General features: G+C 64.7%; 20 protein-coding genes and 1 other RNA gene. 15 read left to right on the forward strand and 6 right to left on the reverse strand.

What is annotated here, in order from left to right; translation table 11 throughout:
- Window positions 1-12 precede the first annotated feature (12 nt).
- Entirely contained in the window at window positions 13-759 is a 747-nt protein-coding gene (locus tag ACWEFB_RS06215; RefSeq protein WP_452282721.1) for a sulfite exporter TauE/SafE family protein, read from the reverse strand.
- A 93-nt stretch (window positions 760-852) separates the two neighbouring features.
- Here ACWEFB_RS06215 and rnpB point away from each other — a divergent pair.
- From rnpB to ACWEFB_RS06230, 3 genes are all read left to right on the forward strand, one after another.
- Window positions 853-1,291: RNase P RNA component class A (rnpB, locus tag ACWEFB_RS06220), an RNA gene on the forward strand.
- Window positions 1,292-1,474: 183 nt separating this feature from the next.
- Complete coding sequence (locus ACWEFB_RS06225; RefSeq protein WP_452282723.1) at window positions 1,475-3,055, forward strand: protein NO VEIN domain-containing protein; 1,581 nt, start codon at window positions 1,475-1,477, stop codon at window positions 3,053-3,055.
- A 299-nt stretch (window positions 3,056-3,354) separates the two neighbouring features.
- Window positions 3,355-4,497, forward strand: a complete 1,143-nt coding sequence (locus tag ACWEFB_RS06230) for a DUF6602 domain-containing protein (RefSeq protein ID WP_452282725.1) — start codon at window positions 3,355-3,357, stop codon at window positions 4,495-4,497.
- Between the two features lie 76 nt (window positions 4,498-4,573).
- Here the strand turns inward: ACWEFB_RS06230 and ACWEFB_RS06235 are convergent, their stop codons facing one another.
- The gene (locus ACWEFB_RS06235; RefSeq protein WP_452282727.1) at window positions 4,574-4,795 is read right to left on the reverse strand and encodes a hypothetical protein; all 222 of its coding nucleotides are present in this window, start codon (window positions 4,793-4,795) and stop codon (window positions 4,574-4,576) included.
- A gap of 62 nt (window positions 4,796-4,857) precedes the next feature.
- Window positions 4,858-5,193, reverse strand: a complete 336-nt coding sequence (locus tag ACWEFB_RS06240; RefSeq protein WP_452282729.1) for a hypothetical protein — start codon at window positions 5,191-5,193, stop codon at window positions 4,858-4,860.
- Between the two features lie 275 nt (window positions 5,194-5,468).
- Here ACWEFB_RS06240 and ACWEFB_RS06245 point away from each other — a divergent pair, with 275 nt between their 5' ends.
- Together ACWEFB_RS06245 and ACWEFB_RS06250 are read left to right on the forward strand one after the other, a co-directional pair.
- A complete protein-coding gene (locus tag ACWEFB_RS06245) occupies window positions 5,469-6,224 on the forward strand; it encodes an XRE family transcriptional regulator (protein ID WP_452282731.1) in 756 nt (251 codons plus the stop codon).
- Between the two features lie 2 nt (window positions 6,225-6,226).
- The gene (locus ACWEFB_RS06250) at window positions 6,227-6,694 is read left to right on the forward strand and encodes an NUDIX hydrolase (protein WP_452282733.1); all 468 of its coding nucleotides are present in this window, start codon (window positions 6,227-6,229) and stop codon (window positions 6,692-6,694) included.
- A gap of 40 nt (window positions 6,695-6,734) precedes the next feature.
- Here the strand turns inward: ACWEFB_RS06250 and ACWEFB_RS06255 are convergent, their stop codons facing one another.
- The 3 genes from ACWEFB_RS06255 to ACWEFB_RS06265 form a co-directional block, all read right to left on the reverse strand.
- A complete protein-coding gene (locus tag ACWEFB_RS06255; RefSeq protein ID WP_452282735.1) occupies window positions 6,735-7,994 on the reverse strand; it encodes a hypothetical protein in 1,260 nt (419 codons plus the stop codon).
- A gap of 156 nt (window positions 7,995-8,150) precedes the next feature.
- Window positions 8,151-8,840 (reverse strand): HAD family hydrolase, encoded by a 690-nt coding sequence (locus tag ACWEFB_RS06260; RefSeq protein WP_452282737.1) that lies wholly within the window; start codon window positions 8,838-8,840, stop codon window positions 8,151-8,153.
- Complete coding sequence (locus ACWEFB_RS06265; protein WP_452282739.1) at window positions 8,837-9,679, reverse strand: GntR family transcriptional regulator; 843 nt, start codon at window positions 9,677-9,679, stop codon at window positions 8,837-8,839. Before ACWEFB_RS06265 ends, ACWEFB_RS06260 begins: the two co-directional genes overlap by 4 nt.
- 139 nt (window positions 9,680-9,818) lie before the next feature.
- Here ACWEFB_RS06265 and ACWEFB_RS06270 point away from each other — a divergent pair, with 139 nt between their 5' ends.
- From ACWEFB_RS06270 to ACWEFB_RS06315, 10 genes are all read left to right on the forward strand, one after another.
- Window positions 9,819-10,214: a transcriptional regulator gene (locus tag ACWEFB_RS06270; RefSeq protein ID WP_452282741.1), complete on the forward strand. Its 396-nt coding sequence runs from the start codon at window positions 9,819-9,821 to the stop codon at window positions 10,212-10,214.
- Between the two features lie 309 nt (window positions 10,215-10,523).
- Window positions 10,524-12,128 carry an FtsK/SpoIIIE domain-containing protein gene (locus ACWEFB_RS06275; RefSeq protein WP_452282743.1) on the forward strand — a complete coding sequence of 535 codons (1,605 nt, stop codon included), beginning with the start codon at window positions 10,524-10,526 and terminating at the stop codon, window positions 12,126-12,128.
- Complete coding sequence (locus ACWEFB_RS06280; protein ID WP_452282745.1) at window positions 12,125-12,388, forward strand: hypothetical protein; 264 nt, start codon at window positions 12,125-12,127, stop codon at window positions 12,386-12,388. Before ACWEFB_RS06275 ends, ACWEFB_RS06280 begins: the two co-directional genes overlap by 4 nt.
- Before the next feature lie 6 nt (window positions 12,389-12,394).
- Window positions 12,395-12,595 (forward strand): hypothetical protein, encoded by a 201-nt coding sequence (locus tag ACWEFB_RS06285; RefSeq protein ID WP_452282747.1) that lies wholly within the window; start codon window positions 12,395-12,397, stop codon window positions 12,593-12,595.
- The gene (locus tag ACWEFB_RS06290; RefSeq protein WP_452282749.1) at window positions 12,592-13,167 is read left to right on the forward strand and encodes a DUF2637 domain-containing protein; all 576 of its coding nucleotides are present in this window, start codon (window positions 12,592-12,594) and stop codon (window positions 13,165-13,167) included. Before ACWEFB_RS06285 ends, ACWEFB_RS06290 begins: the two co-directional genes overlap by 4 nt.
- Window positions 13,164-14,897 carry a replication initiator gene (locus ACWEFB_RS06295; RefSeq protein WP_452282751.1) on the forward strand — a complete coding sequence of 578 codons (1,734 nt, stop codon included), beginning with the start codon at window positions 13,164-13,166 and terminating at the stop codon, window positions 14,895-14,897. Before ACWEFB_RS06290 ends, ACWEFB_RS06295 begins: the two co-directional genes overlap by 4 nt.
- Window positions 14,898-14,914: 17 nt before the next feature.
- On the forward strand, window positions 14,915-15,097 hold the full coding sequence (locus tag ACWEFB_RS06300; RefSeq protein WP_452282753.1) for a helix-turn-helix domain-containing protein: 183 nt from the start codon (window positions 14,915-14,917) through the stop codon (window positions 15,095-15,097).
- Window positions 15,097-16,332 carry a tyrosine-type recombinase/integrase gene (locus tag ACWEFB_RS06305; protein ID WP_452282755.1) on the forward strand — a complete coding sequence of 412 codons (1,236 nt, stop codon included), beginning with the start codon at window positions 15,097-15,099 and terminating at the stop codon, window positions 16,330-16,332. Before ACWEFB_RS06300 ends, ACWEFB_RS06305 begins: the two co-directional genes overlap by 1 nt.
- 568 nt (window positions 16,333-16,900) lie before the next feature.
- A complete protein-coding gene (locus ACWEFB_RS06310; protein WP_452282757.1) occupies window positions 16,901-17,512 on the forward strand; it encodes a hypothetical protein in 612 nt (203 codons plus the stop codon).
- Window positions 17,509-17,991 (forward strand): hypothetical protein, encoded by a 483-nt coding sequence (locus tag ACWEFB_RS06315; RefSeq protein ID WP_452282759.1) that lies wholly within the window; start codon window positions 17,509-17,511, stop codon window positions 17,989-17,991. The genes ACWEFB_RS06310 and ACWEFB_RS06315 overlap by 4 nt, the downstream gene beginning before the upstream one ends.
- Window positions 17,992-18,063 lie beyond the last annotated feature (72 nt).

Raw genomic sequence — 18,063 nt, forward strand, 5'->3', positions numbered from 1 at the left:
CGCTCTCCATGGCTAGATCAGGAGCAGGCCGATGGTCGTACCGAAGGCCACGATCAAGCCCTTGAGCACGGCCGGCGGCAACCGGCGGGCGACCCGCGCGCCGAGGTAACCGCCGACCAGGGTGGCGGGCGCGACGATGGCGACGGCTGCCCAGTCGACCGGCCCGAACGCGGAGAAGATCGCCACCGTGGTCAGCCCGACCACCGCCGAGATCACGTTCTTCAGGGCGCTGACCCGGGCCAGGGTCTCGTCCAGCACCAGGGCGAGACCGGCCACCAGCATCACGCCGAGGGCGGCACCGAAGTAACCCCCGTACACCGAACCGAGCGCGACCATGCCCTGGAGGGTGAGCGTACGGCGGCGCGGCCCCAGGTCCGCCGGATGCCCGACCAGGCGACGCAGCCGATCCTGAAACGCGAGTACGGCCGTCGCGCCGAGCACCAGGATCGGGATGACGATCTTGAATGCGCCCTCGGAGGTGTTCAGCAGCAGCGCGCCCCCGGCGGCGGCACCCAGCGCGGCGGTGGGGAGCAGTGGCACCAGGCGCCGATAATCGGGCAGGTCGTCCTTGCTGCCGGCAACCGCAGCCAGATAACCCGGACAAACTGACACGGAATTGGTCACGTTAGCCTGGATCGGCGGCAGTCCGACCGCGATCAGCGCCGGGAAAGTGATCAGCGACCCGCCACCGGCGACCGCGTTGATGGTGCCCGCGGCGAGCCCAGCGGCGAGCAGCAGGCCCGCGTCGAGGAAGTCCATCGCTGCCGAGAGTAACGACCGGTCAGGTACGGGCAGCGTCACTCCCGGCGGCTCCGTGACGCCGTCGACAAGTAGACTTGCCGGCGCGACGGACGAGTTGACCGGGCGGTCGCGTCGACGGGGTCGAACCCGTCGCCGAGGAACGTCCGGACTCCACAGGGCAGGGTGGTTGTTAACGGCAACCCGGGGCGACCCGCGGGACAGTGCCACAGAAAACAAACCGCCGGGCAGAGTCTGCCGAGCTGACAAGCGCGGTAGTGACGCCAGGTAAGGGTGAAACGGTGGGGTAAGAGCCCACCAGCACCCCGGGTGACCGGGGTGGCTAGGTAAACCCCGCCCGGAGCAAGGCCAAGACAGGGCCATCACCGCGAGGTGACGGCCCGCGCAGACGCTTGAGGGCTGCCCGCCCGATGTCTGCGGGTAGGCCGCTGGAGCCTGCCGGCAACGGCAGGCCGAGATGGATGGCCGCCGCCGGCGACACCGGCAACGGTGCCGCCGGGCACAGAATCCGGCGTACAGGTCGACTCGTCCGTCGCCCTCCTGGTCGCAGTCCTGATCAAGGCTCTGAACTGGCTCTATGTCCGGGCGTCGATGGTCGTTCTTGGTCAACATTGGCCGGCGTTTGACGCCCTGGAAACGCCCTGACGCCCTGGAGACGCCCTAGCTCAGGCACGCGGCCATGTCGTGCGTTCATGGCACTCTGTACGGCGTGCGGATGACCGATGACAGCGGGCGCGTGTTGAACGCGGAGTTCTCCGTGGAGCCGGACGGCCAGGGGATTGCGGTGATCCTTGAGAGCGCGGGTGGCCTCACCTCCTCCGGCCCGGCCCGCAACTCCGACTACACGCCCGCCTTGGAGCTGATCCTCGCGAGGTTGCGGGTGCTCGGTGCGGTGCTGACGACGGCCCTGGTCGACTCGCGGTTGACCGAGCGACTTTCCGAGTCCGACCGTACGGTCCTCGACCATCCGGTCCAGATGGCGTCCATCGACGACATCGGCGGGTTCCGGCTTCAGCTCACCAGCAGGCAGGGGCGCATCGGGCAGGCGCCGGACGCACGCAAGGCGGGCAACAACCGGAAGCGCCTTCGGCTCCGCGTGCATGTTCCTGGTTACGGCCCGACCGACGCCGTCCGCTTAGCCCAGAGCCTCGCTGCTTCCCCGGAAGCCGTGCAGCCGGCCGCGGACGACCCGCCAGCGCCCCTGCCGGCCCCACGGCAGACCGGCGAACCGGGCACGGTGCAGATCAACGAGTGGTGGCGTGACGATCCGAGCGAGTGTTACTGGATGGAGATCACCGACCGGGACGACCTCGGCGCAAACGTGCAGGCTCTCCAGCGTGACGGCAGCGGTCGGGAAAACTGGTCGTACGCGCTCGTCAAAGCGCTGAGGCCGGGGGACATCGTCCTGCACTGGCACAAGACACAGCGCCAGGTGCCCGGCATCGTCGGCTACTCCCGCGCGGCCGAGGGACCGTTCGATGATGAGCTGGTCTGGCAGGCACGGGGGACCTACGGCCAGAGCCGGCCGGCCGTCGAGCATCCGCAGCCATCCTGGCGGTACGAGCTGACCGGTTACACCCCACTGCCGACGCCTGTGGACCAGGTGGCCTTCCAGGATGCGGAAGCGGCGCTGAGAGACATCAAGCAAAAGCTCGACGAGCAGCACCCGGGTCCGTTGTACTTCCCCTTCGCCTTCTATACGAGTCGCCCTGTCCGAGTGATGCAGGCGTACCTGGTCAAGTTCCCCGCGGCTATCCTCGACGCCGTACCGGAACTAGCGGGCATCCCGCGTTTGGGTCCCCGCCGACCAGCGGTTCCGTTGCCGCGGCTGCCCAGCAACCGAACGCGGACGGCTCGTCCCCGCGGCTCGGGGTACATCGCTGACCCCATCTTGAAGCGGGCCTTGGAACGGCATGCGGTAGAGCGGGCGGCGAGTCTCTACGAGGACTACGACGTCAGCGACGTCGGTACGACCCGGTCCTACGATCTGCACGCCGTCAAGGGGACCGAGGAAATCCACATTGAGGTCAAGGGCTCGTCCGGCACCGCTGACACCGTCGAGCTGACCCGCAACGAGGTGGATCACGCGCACGACGCTGTCACCCACCTTGTCGTCGTCGACCAGATCGAGTGGTCTCGACAACCGAACGGCGAGATCGAAACCCGCGGCGGACGCGTACGGCGATGGGACGCCTGGACCCCGCAGGATCAGGACCTGGAGGTCACTCGGTACCGCTATCGCCTTCCCGCCGCGGGCGTGGAGTTGGTCGACGGACTGTTGAAGCGGCCCGAGTAGCTGTCCTCGTCAGGCGAGTCGTCCGATGGCAAGCCAGTCCCGGGGTTGGACTGGCGCGGCAGCCGGAAGCCCCAACACCGTCGTGCAGCGACCCCGTCGGCTTCCGCCCGGCCGCAAGAAGGCAGACCCAAGCGCGGGCGGCCAACCGGCGGATGTCGGCGGTTGACCGCCCCGGCGCCGTAGGCGTCCGGGGCGGCTTGCCGCCGGGCGGTCCACCGTCCGCGCGCCGCGCGCAGCGCGGCTCTTGATCCAGAAGAGAATAAATCGGCAACGTCGCTCCCTCCCGGTACCTTGCCTTTATGCCCGCACGCAAGAGCCGTCGCCGCATCCAACGCCCCGCGTCAGGTCTTCCTGATGTTGAAGGGTGGCGTCCGAAACTTCACCCTTCCGAAAGCCTCGACAGGGCCTTTTTCAGCAGGTGCCATCAAATTGAGCAGGAGATTCTTGGGCGAGTAGCTTACGAGAAGCGCTTCAACGAACAAAATTTCGATTCAGGCTGGATCGTGGAGGAGATCATCCGCGAGGCATTGCGGGAACTGCTACCGAATCGGTACTCAGTCAGGACTGGATCCTTAAGCGACAGTAAGGGCTACTCGGCAGGCGATTGTGATGTGGTGATATTTAACGACGAGTGGTTTCCTGCGGTGAAAGCCGGTCCAAGTAAGGATTCCCGCAAGGTCTACCTACCCATAGAAGGGGCGTACGCCGTCCTTGAGGTTAAACAATCCCTCACCCGCAAGAGCCTCGAAGATGCGATGCGCAAGCTCGTGACATGCCACCGCCTATTCCGACCGCGCGTGGCCTTTGACCGACTGGTTGAAAACGATACCAGGAACGCCTGCACCCATTGGGTGTCGAATCCGCTATTCTCTGCGGTCGTTGCAGCAGACCTTGGGGATGGACTGGATAGAGACAAAGCGGTCGAGCACTTCATCCGGATTAACCAACTGCTGCCACGTCAGAACGTAGTGCGAGCACTGTGTATACTCGGCCACGGCACCATTTCGTGGGCATATCGACCCACCTCCTCGAATCCTTCGGTGCAGCTTAAGGATCTGGCATCCGCCACCTTCGCAATGGACGATCGCTACTCAGAGCTAATGCCGGTATACGGCAACACGGAGCCTGAAGATTCGCCCTTTTATGATCTGGCACAAGGGCTGATGAACCATTGTTTCACGCAGGTTCTAGGCCCCGAAAACGTTACTGTTCACTACGGCCGTTCGTCGGGGGGACGGATCCCAAGCACCGAGGGGGCCACCCTCAAGCCTGATCGGATCATGCTGGACTCCCTTGAAGATGTCTGCATAGGAAAGCATGTTTGCACCGAGCACGCCTACGAATCTCACCCACCCTTAAGCAAGACTAGCGAAATGGGAAATGCCCGCTTATTGGGTGGGATACAACGCAGTCAGGACGGAGCGACCCATCATGTGATTTGAAATCCTGCTCGTTTACACGCGGAAGAGGGCGCCTGTCGATCTCCCCAACCTCTTCGCGCGACACACACAGAAAACTTCACAATAAATAGATGTCCTTCTCTGGGCCGTCTGCCAAAATGATTTTGAAATGACCGCTAGGCGCCATTTCATACAACAAGGCGGCCAGTTTTATTGAACGATTGATGGCGTCGGTCCGGCTGCTGTCCTGCTCAACTGCCAGCCGAGTTAAGGCAGCGTCGGTGGCGCCACTGAGGTTGACGGTAACTTTGACGAGCCGGGGCCTGCTGGCTTCGCTCATAGATACGAGCACCTGTATCGGCTAATGAATGAATGAATCGAGCGGCGGGCCAAGGTAATCTCCTAGGTGGGGTTGCAGGGGTCGCTGTGGCCATACAGATAGAGACATCGTCCCTGATTGGGAATAATGCTTCCACAAAAGATGGCGTGTTGATTAAGTTGATCGTCTTCGAGACTGACGGCCGTGTCAATAGCGTCGAATTCAGGAATGAAACTGAGGAAGTCCGCGAGCCTTTCGCCAACTCCGAGGGCTCCCCCGAGCGTGGGCGCCTTGAAGGGGATGTGGACGACGTATCGCGATTCTGCTGAGAGATCTATGAGCGGTAGTGGGCGCTGGGTCGCGGTTGGCGAGATCGCATTCCTTGGCGGCGGGCCACTTGCGTAGCGTGCGTCGGTCACGTTTTGACTCCTTGGACTCATTGCGGTGGTCGGGGTACGGGTGTCGGCGGGGGACCTCACCCGCACCCCGACTGGTGCTGTCGTACGCACCTGCCCTCGCGGCCCTTGCGGCGAGCACGAGACCAGGGCCGTCCCCGTACGACGTTGGGTAGTCAACCGGCGACCGGTCGTACGTCGCGCCTGCCCTGGTAGACCCCTCGTGAACGTCTAGGGCCTTGGTGATACGTCCCGTGACGGCCTTGCAGCGTCCCGTCCGGCAAACGTCCAATAGAGATATGAATGAACGTCTGCGGACGGTGATGGTGCGGCGGGGCGTCGCGGTTGAGGACCTGGCGAGTGAGTGTGGCGTCGACCCGAAGACCGTCGAGCGGTGGATCAGCCTGGGGCGAGTCCCGCATCGGCGGCATCGGTGGGCGACGGCGCGGCGGCTGGGTGCGGAAGAGGCGTACCTTTGGCCTGACGTGCTTGCCTCCGTCGCTGCCAAGCGTGGTGAGGCGAGTCAGGCAGAGTTGATCGAGGTCTTTCCGGACCGGGCATCGGTTCCGCGTGAGACGTGGCTACGGCTGCTCTCGGAGGCGCAGGAACGGGTAGACGTGCTGGTCTTCTCAGGGACCTTCTTCGCACAGATACAGCCACGGGTCGCCCGGATGCTGGCTGATCGTCTGTCAGCCGGGGTGCAGGTCCGGCTCTGCTTCGGCGACCCGAACAGCGACGCGGTGACCGTTCGGGATCGGGAGGAGGGCTTGGGCGGCACGCTCGCGGCGAAGATCCGGGCGTCGCTGACGTACTACCGGGAAGTCGCGGGGATGGACGGCTGCGAAATCCGGCTACACCCGACCACGCTCTACAACAGCCTGTTCCGGTACGACGACGAGATCCTGACGAACCCACACGCGTACGGCGAGGCTGCCAGCGCCAATCCGACCTTCCATCTCCGTAAAGTCGACGGTGGCAGCCTGTTCGATCACTATGTGAGCAGCTTCGAACGGGTGTGGGCTACCGCGATGCCATGGCTGGGTACGGAGGTCTGAGCGTGGGACGAGTCGAGTACTGGAACGACCCGAACGCACCGAAGGCGAACACGCTGGTGCCGGCATGCGGCGTCCTCGCGGTCAACGACCAGGGCGCCATCCTGCTCCAGCGGCGGCGGGACACCGGCCAATGGGCGCTGCCCATGGGCAAGATGGAGATCGGCGAAACCCCGTCAGAGTGCGCGGTTCGGGAGACTCGGGAGGAGACCGGCGTTGATGTCGAAGTGACCGGCATTCTTGGCATCTATTCCGACCCTGGCCACATCGTGGCTTATTCGGATGGTGAGGTGCGTCAGGAGTACGAGGTGACACTCCTGGGTCGTCCAGTAGGAGGTACTCCGGCACCAAACGATGAGGCGAGCGAGGCTCGCTGGTTTCGACCTCGTGAACTGGCTGATCTGGACATCCACCCTACAATGCGGCGACAGATCGATGATTATCTCGCTGGCCGCATGCCCTTGGTTGACTGAGTGCATTGTCACGGGATAGCTCAGATTGGAAGGGGGAGGGCTAAGGCAGTAACTTAGAGGTCGCCACAATCACTTGTTCGGCAATGAAGCGCATCAACGGCACTTCCGCCACTAGTTCGGCGTCATGGGAGAAGGGTATAAAGCGTCCTTTGGCGCCTTCCTTGCTGTGAACCAAAGCATTCCGCGTCTTGTAAATTCGTCGACCGAGAGCCCCGAACACCTCCTCGGTGTTTCTCGCTGCCAGATCTACTGTATCGCCGGCCGAGAAACCCACTACTTCATTGGCGTAACGCGGTACCAGTTTCGGTTCAAAATGGTTGAGATCATCAACGAGCTGCGCAAGATTGACGTATCTCCGCAGAGTGAGTCGGAGTGCTGCCTGCTCATTGATGACTAGCTCATCGTCGCGCAATTGCACGGCCTTGCTAATTCGTCGAATCAGTTGTCGCACATCTTGTTTCCGCCGGTAGGAGAAACCAGGGGAGGTGATGATATTTTGAATCTGCTCGGTCAGATCTTCTTGGAATATGTTTTCGAACCAGTGTTCAGCAACGTGATAATACGACAGATACTGCAGCATGGGACTGTCGGCCGAGACCCCTAGTTGATAGTGATGCACAAGGTCGGCCACGTACTGGCGCCTGGGGCCGTCGAGTTCGTCGACGGACGACCTCCTCACCCTGCTGATTTTGGAAGACTCAAACAAGTGATCGAGGCTAAGTTGTGGCATGACCGCAACATCGAGATTATAACCAACATGAAAGAAAAATGCATCAACGAATGGCTTCCATGAAGCCTCGCTGCGTGGTGTCGACGACACAACGCGCAAAGTCCGGGCACGCGATGCCCGCCTGAATATCATGAGGGTGTCGAGTGGGTCACTCGGATGTCGATTCCCTGGGATCGGCATCCAGAAAGCGCGCCGCCAGCGGGGGCCGATACGTTCTTGCATCTTGGAAATTAGGCGAATGGTGAACGGCGCACTCGCTGGCCCAAGCTCATAAGCCAGCCCAGAGCGCGCATCTTCTAATCGAAATTCCTCTCCTGGCTGGCGCGGCCCCCAAGCGGATTTCCCCCCAAACTGCACAAGCACCTCGTAGCTGCCTGGCGTGACGACACATGCCTCATTGATTTCCTTGTGCTGACTCAATTCGTTTACAATTTGTTCGATGTCGGTCACCGGAACCGGTGCCAGAGTATTGCGACGGCCGTCGAAGATGAATGCTTCGTTCTCTACATGCGCCTCGCTGCTCAATGTCGTCGAAATCAGTCGAACGGCATCGTCCACCGAAATCTCCATGCCGGCCCTTCATTTCCATCGCTGCCCACTGTGGCCACGTAGTTTAATCACCAGGCTCGGTGCTACGTATAGCCCTGTAGCATTCGCGTCAGACGTGGCCGACATAACGGGCAATTATTGTCAAATGGGACGAGACGCACGTGTGTGGATATTGTCCTACAGCTCTTCGCGAGCGAGGGCGGTGGCGAGTTCGGCCATGCTGCCGATGATGGCTTCGGCTTTGGCGAGGCGGGTGCGTTTGCCTCGTTTGTTGGCGTACCCGATGGCGGTGACCCGGGCGGCCTGGGCGGCTTCGACATCGCTCTCGGAGTCGCCAACGAGGACGCACTTTTCAGGGTCGGCGTGCAGCTCGCGGAGGGCGGCGAGGACCGGTGCCGGGTTGGGCTTCATCTGGTCCGGCTGGCCATGGGCGCGACCGACGATCGGGTCTACGTAGTCGGTGAGGCGTCGGGCGGTGAGGTAGGCGCGTACGGCTTCGGCGGAGTTGTTGGAGACGATGGCGACGCGTCGGCCGGTTTGGTGGGCGGTGACGATGACTTCGCGTGCGTACGGGGTGGGTTCGGCGGTGGCAGCCGCGGTGACCTCTGCGGCTCGGAGTGCGTCGTCGATGCGGCGGGTGATGGTCGGTTGGTTCAGGGTGGCGGTGAACCGGAGCACGGCCAAGGGGTCGGCCTCGGTCTGGATGTGCTCGGGGAGGGTCACGCCCTGGTCGACGAGCAGGCGGCGCAGCTCGGTCGCGACGGTGGGGGCGGGGTAGTTGGCGAAGATGCTGCACACGGGGCCGTCGAAGTCGAGCAGTACGTAGCGGCTCCGGTCGGCGATGGTGCGCAGGTTGGTGCGGGTCACGATGTGTACTCGCGGGCGATGGTGCGCCACATGCTGTCGAACCAGGCGCGGGCCTGCTCGACGTAGAGGGCGTCGTTGGAGGAGTCCTCGTCGCTGGGCGTGAACGGGAAGAGGATGGCGTCCTTGCCCATGGCGTCGTAGATCGCGAGGGGCTTGCCGTCGATGGTGACGGTGTGTTCGACGACGGGGTAGAAGCCGAAGAAGGCTTCTTCCTCGTTGATGACGAACAGCTTGAACAGTGGGGCGGCCTTGTGGACGCGTACCTCGGTTGATGCGCTCTTGACCAGGCCGAGGTCTGCGAGTTCCTGGACGGCGTCGATGACGGCCTGAATGGACCGGTCGGTGATGCGTTGGGCGCGGGCGCGGATGGCGGGGTCGTCGGCCTGGTCCTCGGCGCGGCAGGGGATCGCCATCGGGGCGGTCATGTCGGAGAGGAGGATGCGGAGCTGGATCGACTCCGGGGTGAGCCGTCCGATGCGTACCTTGTCCAGGGTTTCCTGGATCGCGTTGTAGAGGGTTTCACCGGAGAAGCCGGCGAAGTCGATGGTGACGTGGGTGGCTTCGAAGGCGCGTTCAACGTGGGGGCGTAGTCCGACGGGGCGTTCGGTGTTGGCGCGGACGAAGGTGCCGCTGCCCTGGCGGGTGACGATCAGCCGTTCCTCTTGCAGCTTGCGGAGGGCGGCTTTGATCGTTTCGCGGGCGACGCTGAACCGCTCGACCAGGTCGTGCTGCGAGGGCAGCTTCTCGCCGGGGGCGAACTTGCCGGTCTTGATCTCGGCGCGCAGGGCTGCCGCGATCTGCTGTGACGGTGTCCGGGGGTCGTCGGGGTCAAGACTCATGCGCGGACGATACCGCTGACTAGCCAAGCTAGGAAAGTTTTCGATCTATCTCTTGACATGGCTAGCCAAGTCGACCTACCTTTGATCCACACCGCTTGGCTAGTCAGGATAGCCAGGCAGATAGTGGAGGTCTGAGCAGATGGCTCTCAGGGGCGGAACGAGATTCTCGGTCCGGTGTGAGGACGTGTTCCCGGCGGGGTGCGCGTTGGTGCCCGAGTCGATGGGCGAGGTGGAGGACTACGACGAGAAGACTGGCCGGCGGTCCCCGGCCAAGGACAAGGTGACCGGCCAGCGGGTGTGGCAGGTGAAGGTGATGGACCTGGACCCGGAGTTGGGGAAGCGGTCGCGGGAGACGACGGTGAAGATCTCGGCTGACTACCAGCCGGCGGCCCCGACCGGTGCCTACTTCGAGCAGGTGGAGTTCGACGGGATGACGGTCACGCCGTACGTGGCCAACAACGGTCGGATGGCGTACTCGCTGCGGGCGACCGGGATGCGCGCTCCGGCGGGCGTGACGAGCAGGGCGGCGGCGTAGCCGCATCAGGTACGGGCGGGGCTGTCTGGTCTTGGCGGACGGCAGCCCCGCCCTCTGTCTTCCCCTTCCCCCATCTCTGAGGAGAGGTTCCAACGTGTCCAAGCGTAGGCGCCAGCCTGCCCAAAAGCGGGTGCGGTGCGGCGTGTGCCAGGCAAATTACGACCCGACCAACGGCGGCACGGATGGCCGTTGCCCGCTCTGCGTCGACCAGCTTGTCCTTCCGCTGCCTCCGGTTCGGGATGCCTCGGGCCGGTTCGTGTCCCTGCGGGGTGGCCGATGATCGGGCGGCGGCCTCGGGGCCAGGTGGTGATGACCACGGGCGGGGACTTCGTGGTGTTCCGGCCGAAGCGGTTCGAACTGCCCGTCTGGGCGGTGATCCTCGGCCTGCTCGCCCGCTGGACCGGCAAGGCTGTCTGGTGGTGCCTGCGGCACCCGATCGCCACCACCTCAACCTGCTTCGTCATCGCGGTCTACATCGACTACGGCTGGTCCGGTCTGCTGGTGCCACTGGTCCTGGCCGGCGCGGGCTCGGCGGTCTGGCGGTGGAAGCACGAACCGTCCTGGTGGACCTGGTTGGCGGGGCCGTTGCTCGGCCGGTTCCGGCAGGCGTTCGTCTACCGGCGGGTCTGGCGTGAAGCCATGACGCTGTGCGGGCTGGCCAGCACGTACGACCATCAGACCGTCCTACCCGAACTGCTGTCGGTGCGGTCAGACCAAGCACTCGACGTGCTGACGATCCGGATGGTGCGCGGCCAGACCCCGACCGACTTCCAACGGGTGACCGCGAACCTGGCGTACGCGTTCGGCCGGCGGTACGCACGGGTGTACTCGGAACGGCCCGACGATGCCCCGACCCGTACCGGCCGCTGGGCGTGGCTGCTGCGGCTCGTCGACCGGATGCGGTTCCGGGACCGCCCGACGGTGGTCTACCTGGTCCTGGTGCGTACGGATGCGCTGCGGACGATCGTGCCGCCGTTCCCCGTACCTGCGGTGCCGGACTTCACCGCGCTCCCGCTGGCACGGCGGGAAGACCTGCGTACCTGGTGCCTGCATCTGCTCGCCACTCACGTCCTGGTGGGCGGCGCAACTCGGCGCGGTAAGGGCTCGGTGCTCTGGTCCCTCGTCCGTTCCCTCGCTGGCGGGGTCGCCTCGGGGCTGGTTCGGCTGTGGGTGATCGACCCGAAGGGCGGGATGGAGTTCGCGTTGGGGCGGCCGATGTTCGCCCGGTTCGCCTGCAAGTCCTTCGAGGCCATGGCGGACCTGCTCGACGAAGCCGTAGCGGTGATGCGGGAGCGGCAGACCAGATTGGCGGGCAACGTCCGGGTGCACACCCCGACCGTGGCTGACCCCCTGGTCGTGGTCGTCATCGACGAGATGGCCGCTTTGACCGCGTACCTGCAAGACGGGGAACTGCGTAAGCGCATCGCCGCCTCGCTGGGAATACTCCTGTCCCAGGGTGCCGGCGTCGGTGTCCTGGTCGTGGCCGCGTTGCAGGACCCACGCAAAGAGGTGCTGCCGTTCCGGGACCTGTTCCCGACCCGGATCGCGCTCGGCCTGACCGAGGAATCCCAGGTGGACATGATCCTCGGTGACGGCGCACGCGACCGGGGAGCACTCGCTGACCAGATGCCGCGCTGGGCGAAGGGTGTCGGCTACGTCATCCTCGACGGCACCCCGGAACCGATGCGGGTCCGCTTCTCCTACCTGACCGACGAGCAGATCCGGGACATGGCGCGCGAGTACCCCGCCCCGGCCGATGCGGCGGACATCCTCGCCCAGGTCGGCCGGGAGACCGCCACCGAACCCATCCGCGTCCCGTTGCCGCGGCGGCCGGTGGCTGGGCCGCTGATCCCGGACACGTTGCTGAACCTCCTCAACCGCGACACCGACAAGCGGGGAGGTGAGCCGCGGTGACCACCACCCCGAACGCCCGGCGCTTCTACCGACTCCGCGCACCGAACGGCACCGACCCCGACACTGCCGTCTCCGTACGCGTCGACCCCGACCGGCCCGACCCGTACCCCGTCTACCTCGCCGTCGGCGGCGGCCGGCGACGCATGTACCTCACCGCCGACGAAGCGTGGACCCTCTGGCGCTGCCTCTCCGAAGCCGTCGTAACCCTCGGCGACCCACCCGACCACATCCACACCACCATCCGACCGGCCGGGAGGTAACCAGCCATGACACCCCTCAACCGACTCCCATACCTGGTCAACCTGATGCGCCGGCCGCTACGAATTTGGCTCGTCGGCCCACCCGACCAGGCTGCCGCCGCACTCCAGGGCATCGCTCACCTGGTCCTCCGGCGCCGGGACATGAACGGCCGACGCATCCGCATCCACATCACCATCCGCACCCGTCCCACCGGGGGTGACCGATGATCCGCCAACGCGCAGAGAACGCGGTCAAGGTGCTGATCCTGCTCGCCATCGGCGGCATGGCCGGGGCCGCCGCCTTCACCCACGTACATGACCTGACCGTCGCCCACGGCCAGCCCAACTGGATCGGCTGGGCCAACGCCGTAGCCGTCGAACTCATGGCCATCTACCTCGGCCTGGAAATCCGCTCCCGGCGTCGTACCGGTCGGCCGGTCGGGTTCGTCGGCGTCCTCCTCGTCGCCTTCTCCCTGCTCTCCCTCGCCGCCCAGGTCGCCGAAGCCGAACCGACCGTCTGGGGCTGGGTCGTCGCCGCCGTCCCCTCCCTCGCCTTCCTCGCCCTGGTCAAGGTCGTCCTGTCCAGCGCTCCCGCTGCTCCTGTCATCGCCGACGATGAGGGCCTGCCTGCCGTCAACGAACCCGAACCGGAACGCGTCGCGGTCGACCCGGAACCGGTACGGGAACCAGCCGTGTACGCGCCCGTCGCTCCACCTGCACGGTCCGCTGCCTCGGCGGTGCTGCCTCCGCTGGGCGTGGTCCATCCTGCCCGGCCCAACGTCGTCGGGGTGATCCGATGACCGCCCCGACCCTGCCCGGCCTCGAACCGGCCGCCACACCCGAACCTCCCCGCCCCGGATCGCGAGCGGCCAGGATGGCGCTCCCTCGCTCCATCGACGTACTCCGGGACATCGCCACCGAGTACGGCGTCTGCATCCGACCACTCCCCATGCGACGAACCGACCTCGACAGCGGACTGACCGAGGTCATCGACCTGCCCTGCGGGGCAATCCGTGAGGACAAGTGCCCGCCGTGCGCGAAGAAGAATCGACGGCTGCGGCAGGCGCAGATCCGGGAAGGCTGGCACCGATCCGACGAACCCTCACCGCCACCCGAACCAGCGACGGAGGAACAGAAAGCCCTGATCGTGCTGCGGGCGCACTTCGAGTTTGCCCGAGACGAAGCCGTCCGCTCGTCCCAGTGGGACCAGGTCGCCGACCTCGACGAAGCCATCCAAGAGGTGGAAGAGGCCATCGCGGCGGAAGGACTACGCGGCCGAGTCGGACCACCGCACCACGTCGACGGTGACGACCAGGCCGACGACGACAACGGCCCCCGGCGCAAGCGCTCGACCAGGCGGCGGCAGGACGCACCCGACCTACCCCGCCGCAAGGTCGAAACCCGCACGCTCGGCAAGACCTACAAGGCACCGGACGGCACCACCTACCAGCCGTCGATGTGGCTGACCCTCACCCTCGACTCCTACGGCCCGGTCCTCTCCGACGGCACCCCCGTCAACCCCGACCGGTACGACTACCGCCGAGCAGCCTGGGACGCGGTCCACTTCCCCCGACTCCTCGACCGGTTCTGGCAGAACCTCCGACGCTGCGAAGGCTGGAACGTCCAGTACGCCGGCTGCGTCGAGCCGCAACGACGCCTCGCCCCCCACGCACACTTCGCCATCCGGGGCACCATTCCTCGCGACACCCTCCGCACCGTGGCAGCGGCGACGTACCACCAGGTGTGGTGGCCGAGCGTGGACGTACAGCTCTACCACCGCAACCGGCTCCCGATCTGGGACGAAGAAGCCTCGGCCTGGGTCGACCCGGACACCCGGCAACCACTGGCCACCTGGACCGAAGCCCTCGACGCACTCGACCAGGATGAAGAAGCCGAACCCGTACACGTCGTCCGGTTCGGCTCCCAGGTCGACGCACGCGGCGTCATGCCCGGCACGCAGGATGCCGAACGCACCATCCGGTACGTCACGAAATACATCACCAAAGCCACCGGCGACTGCCACAAGATCACCACCGACCGGCAGCAACGCCACCTCGACCGGCTCTGGCACCAACTCCAGATCACACCCTGCACCGACCGGTGCCCCAACTGGCTCCTCTACGGCATCCAGCCGAAGAAGGCACACGCCAAGCTCAAGCCCGGCCGCTGCAAAGGCAAGGTCCACCAACGGGAAACCCTCGGCATCGGCGGCCGGCGCATCCTCGTCTCCCGCGACTGGTCCGGCAAGACCCTCGCTGACCACAAGTACGACGCTCGCGCCTGGGTCAAGGCGCTTCTCGGAGTCACCACCGATCTCGCCGGGGTCGAGCACGCCCAGGGCGCCACCGTCGAACGGGTCCGGCACGCCTGGGAACTCGCCCGACCACACGACCCCGACGTGACACCCCTCGCCCACCGGCTCATGCGCTCCATCTCCGAACGCGCCCGGTGGCGCTCCGAACTCCTCGCGGCCAAGGACCGAGCGGCCCAGGAGTCGACCAGCGCTACACCGATCTTGGCGACGGCGTGACGGGGGAGGGGCGCACCATGAACGGGAACAACGAGCTGTGGTCGGTAGAGGACGTGTCCGCCTACCTGCGGATACCTGTTGAGACGCTGTACCGCTGGCGCAAGGTCCGATACGGGCCTCCAGCCGCGCGGGTCGGTCGACACCTGCGTTACGACCCGGCGGACGTACGGTCCTGGGTCAAGAAGCAGGTGGCGGCCTGATGGCACACATCGAGGACCGCTGGTACAAGGTCATGCGGCACCCGGACGGGCGACGGGAACGGGTCAAGACCGAGTTGTTCGGCAAGGGCCTGCGATATCGAGTCCGCTACGTCGGGCCGGATGGCAGGGAGCACAAGAAGTCGTTCCCTGACCGCGCCAAGCGTGATGCCGAAGCCTTCCTGGTCTCGACGGAGACGGACAAGCTACGCGGCTCCTACATCGACCCGACCGCCGGACGCCTGACCTTTCGTGTGTACGCCGAAGAGTGGCTACGGACTCGCTCGTTCGATGAGTCGACCCGCGAGACGACAGAGTTCCGGGTCCGGAAGCACCTGCTGCCGTTCTTCGGTGATCGGCAGTTGGCAGCGATCAAGCCGGGGCATGTGCGCGAGTGGGACCGGAGCATGGTCGGCGTGCTCGCCCCGGCCACTCGTGCCGTGGTCTTCGCGCATCTCCGTACGATCCTCGGCGCGGCCGTCGATGACGAGCGCATCGCCAAGAATCCCTGCTCGGCAAAGTCGGTGACCCCACCAAGGCCGGTTGTGCGTCGGGTGGTGCCGTGGAAGCTCGACACTGTTTCGGCAATCCGGCAGGGCCTCGCCGAGCGATACCGCCCCTCGGTTGACCTGGGCGCCGGGTGTGGCATGCGCCAGGGAGAGATCTTCGGACTCTCGCCCGACGATGTCGACTTCGATGGCGGCTGGATCCACGTCGTTCGGCAAGTGAAGATCGTCCGGTACCGGCTGGTGCTCGGGCTACCCAAGAACGACCGCGACCGCCGGATCCCGCTACCTGCCAGCGTCGCCACAGTCCTGCGCGCTCACTTCGACGCCTTCCCTCCGGTCGAGGTAACCCTTCCGTGGGAGGACCCGGCCAGCGACGAAAAGGTCACTCTCCGCCTGGCGCTCACGACCACCCGCCGGAACGTCATCAAGCGGAACACGTTCGACGAGAAGAACTGGCGTCCGGCGCTCATCGCGGCCGGGTTGGCTCCGTCGAGGTCGACCGGCATGCACGCGCTCCGACACTTCTACGCATCAGCCCTGTTGGACGCGGGGGAGAGCATCAAGGCTCTGGCTACCTACCTTGGGCACTCCGACCCCGGTTTCACACTGCGGGTCTACACCCACCTGATGCCGGCCAGCGAGGAGCGCACCCGGCACGCGATCGATGATCTGTTCGCCCCGGCTCCGGAGGTCGACAACCTCCCGGACGATGGTGAGGAGCAGGCGTGACGCCCTGGCGACGCCCTGACGCTGCCGCTGGCGGATTCCGTTGCTGTTCAGAGGCCGTGTACGTGGCAGAATCCGGCGTACAGGTCGACTCGTCCGTCGCCCACCTGGTCGGGCGCCCCACCCGGCGCTTGACCTGGCATTTCGTCTGGTGTCGCTGGTCGTCACCGGTCATCGTTAGTCAGCATCTGACGACCCAGGAACGGCCCAGACGGCCCAGCGACTGCCCGAGGTTCAGGGCCGGAGCAGCGGGGTTAAGAGGCTCATCCTGGCTCCCGGTCGGGCCACCGCCGCCTCGGTCACGTTGGTAGTCGGGTCTGGACTGCTGGTTGGTGCCTGCTTGCACGGCGTCTCCGGCTGCCATCGTTGTGGCTGGAGGACGACGTTTGACGGTGTCTTGTGCTCCCTATCTGCCCCACGCCGCCATGGGCCTGGGGCGTGCCCCGCCCTGCTCACGGCTCCGCAGTGGGGCCACCGAGAGCCAAACAGGCGTTGTCGTCAGCCGGCCGGCGGGCTCTAGGTGCATCTTCGGTCCTGTTGCTTTCCGTGTGCGCTGACATACCATCCTGTGATGGTGGCGGGCGAGCTACGACAGCAGACCGGCAGCATTGGCGTAGATCGAGCTAAGCGATGGCTGAACTACTCGACCCGTGTTGCGTCGATATACACAAACACTGACAAGGTGTTTAAGGACCTGCTGCATTTTCAGTGGCCCTACGGTGGTCAAGGCTTCAGCTTTGACTTGGGGGGCAAGTTGCGTGGCGGCACTCTGCATGACATGTCATTCATGGCGGAGGTCAAAGCGTATCGCTACGAGATGGACTCGGCCACGGAGTACCGGAAATTCATCGCCGAATGTTACGTAGCCTTCCAAGAGAAGCCAGACCGGTGCGATAACCTCCTATGGTTATCTTGGGCGCCCTTTCAAGCGCAAAGCTGGCATAAACATCGGAGTGCAGAGTCCATTAAAAAGCATCTTCTTCACGCTGACAACGTTTTTCGGGTATTCGGGACGGAATCGGCGGAGGAAGCACAAGAAAAACTAGACGCGCAAGTCATATATGAGTTGACCAATCGCCTGTGGCTGCTGACACTTTGTGATGAGCAAGAAGGTTTAGTAATCACGAGCGATCACTACCAGCGGGTTATGGCGTTCATGGGCATCGGGGAGGAGTCCCAATGAGCGGCGAATTCAGCGAGGCACTGCGTCATGCGCTTGATTTCGACACGCCGGATCGACGTATCGACTCCTTGAAAACCAGCGTCAGCAACTTTCTGCGATCCGGCGATCCGTCTGCCCGCGTCAGGAAGACCGAATACTTCAACCACACGTTCGCGCCTGACCTAGTGCTAACCTGGCCGGATGAGAAGCGGGAGAGGCTGGTCTTCCTGCGTACTAATCCGAACCCAGAATGGCTAGCAGCCGACCTCAAAGTCATCGCACCTAGCCACCCGATTATGCTCACGCTGGATGACTCCGGGTCCGAACGGGATTCAACCGCTCATGAACGCTTGGTGATGGCTGCGAAGGAGGCGCGGGCCCTAATCACGGATCCAGATGCGATCGAGGAGTTCGTGTCCCCTCGCGTCCCGATCACTTCGGTACTTACGAACGCCGTAATCCGTGGCGGCTTGGGTCTAGCCTCGGTCTTTCATGAGTGATTGATCTTGGTTGGTGGTGTGCCGTTAGTGGTCTTTCTGCTGGTGGGCATGGTGGTGACCCGGCGTGTGGCC

Source organism: Micromonospora sp. NPDC004704 (genome assembly GCF_053601675.1).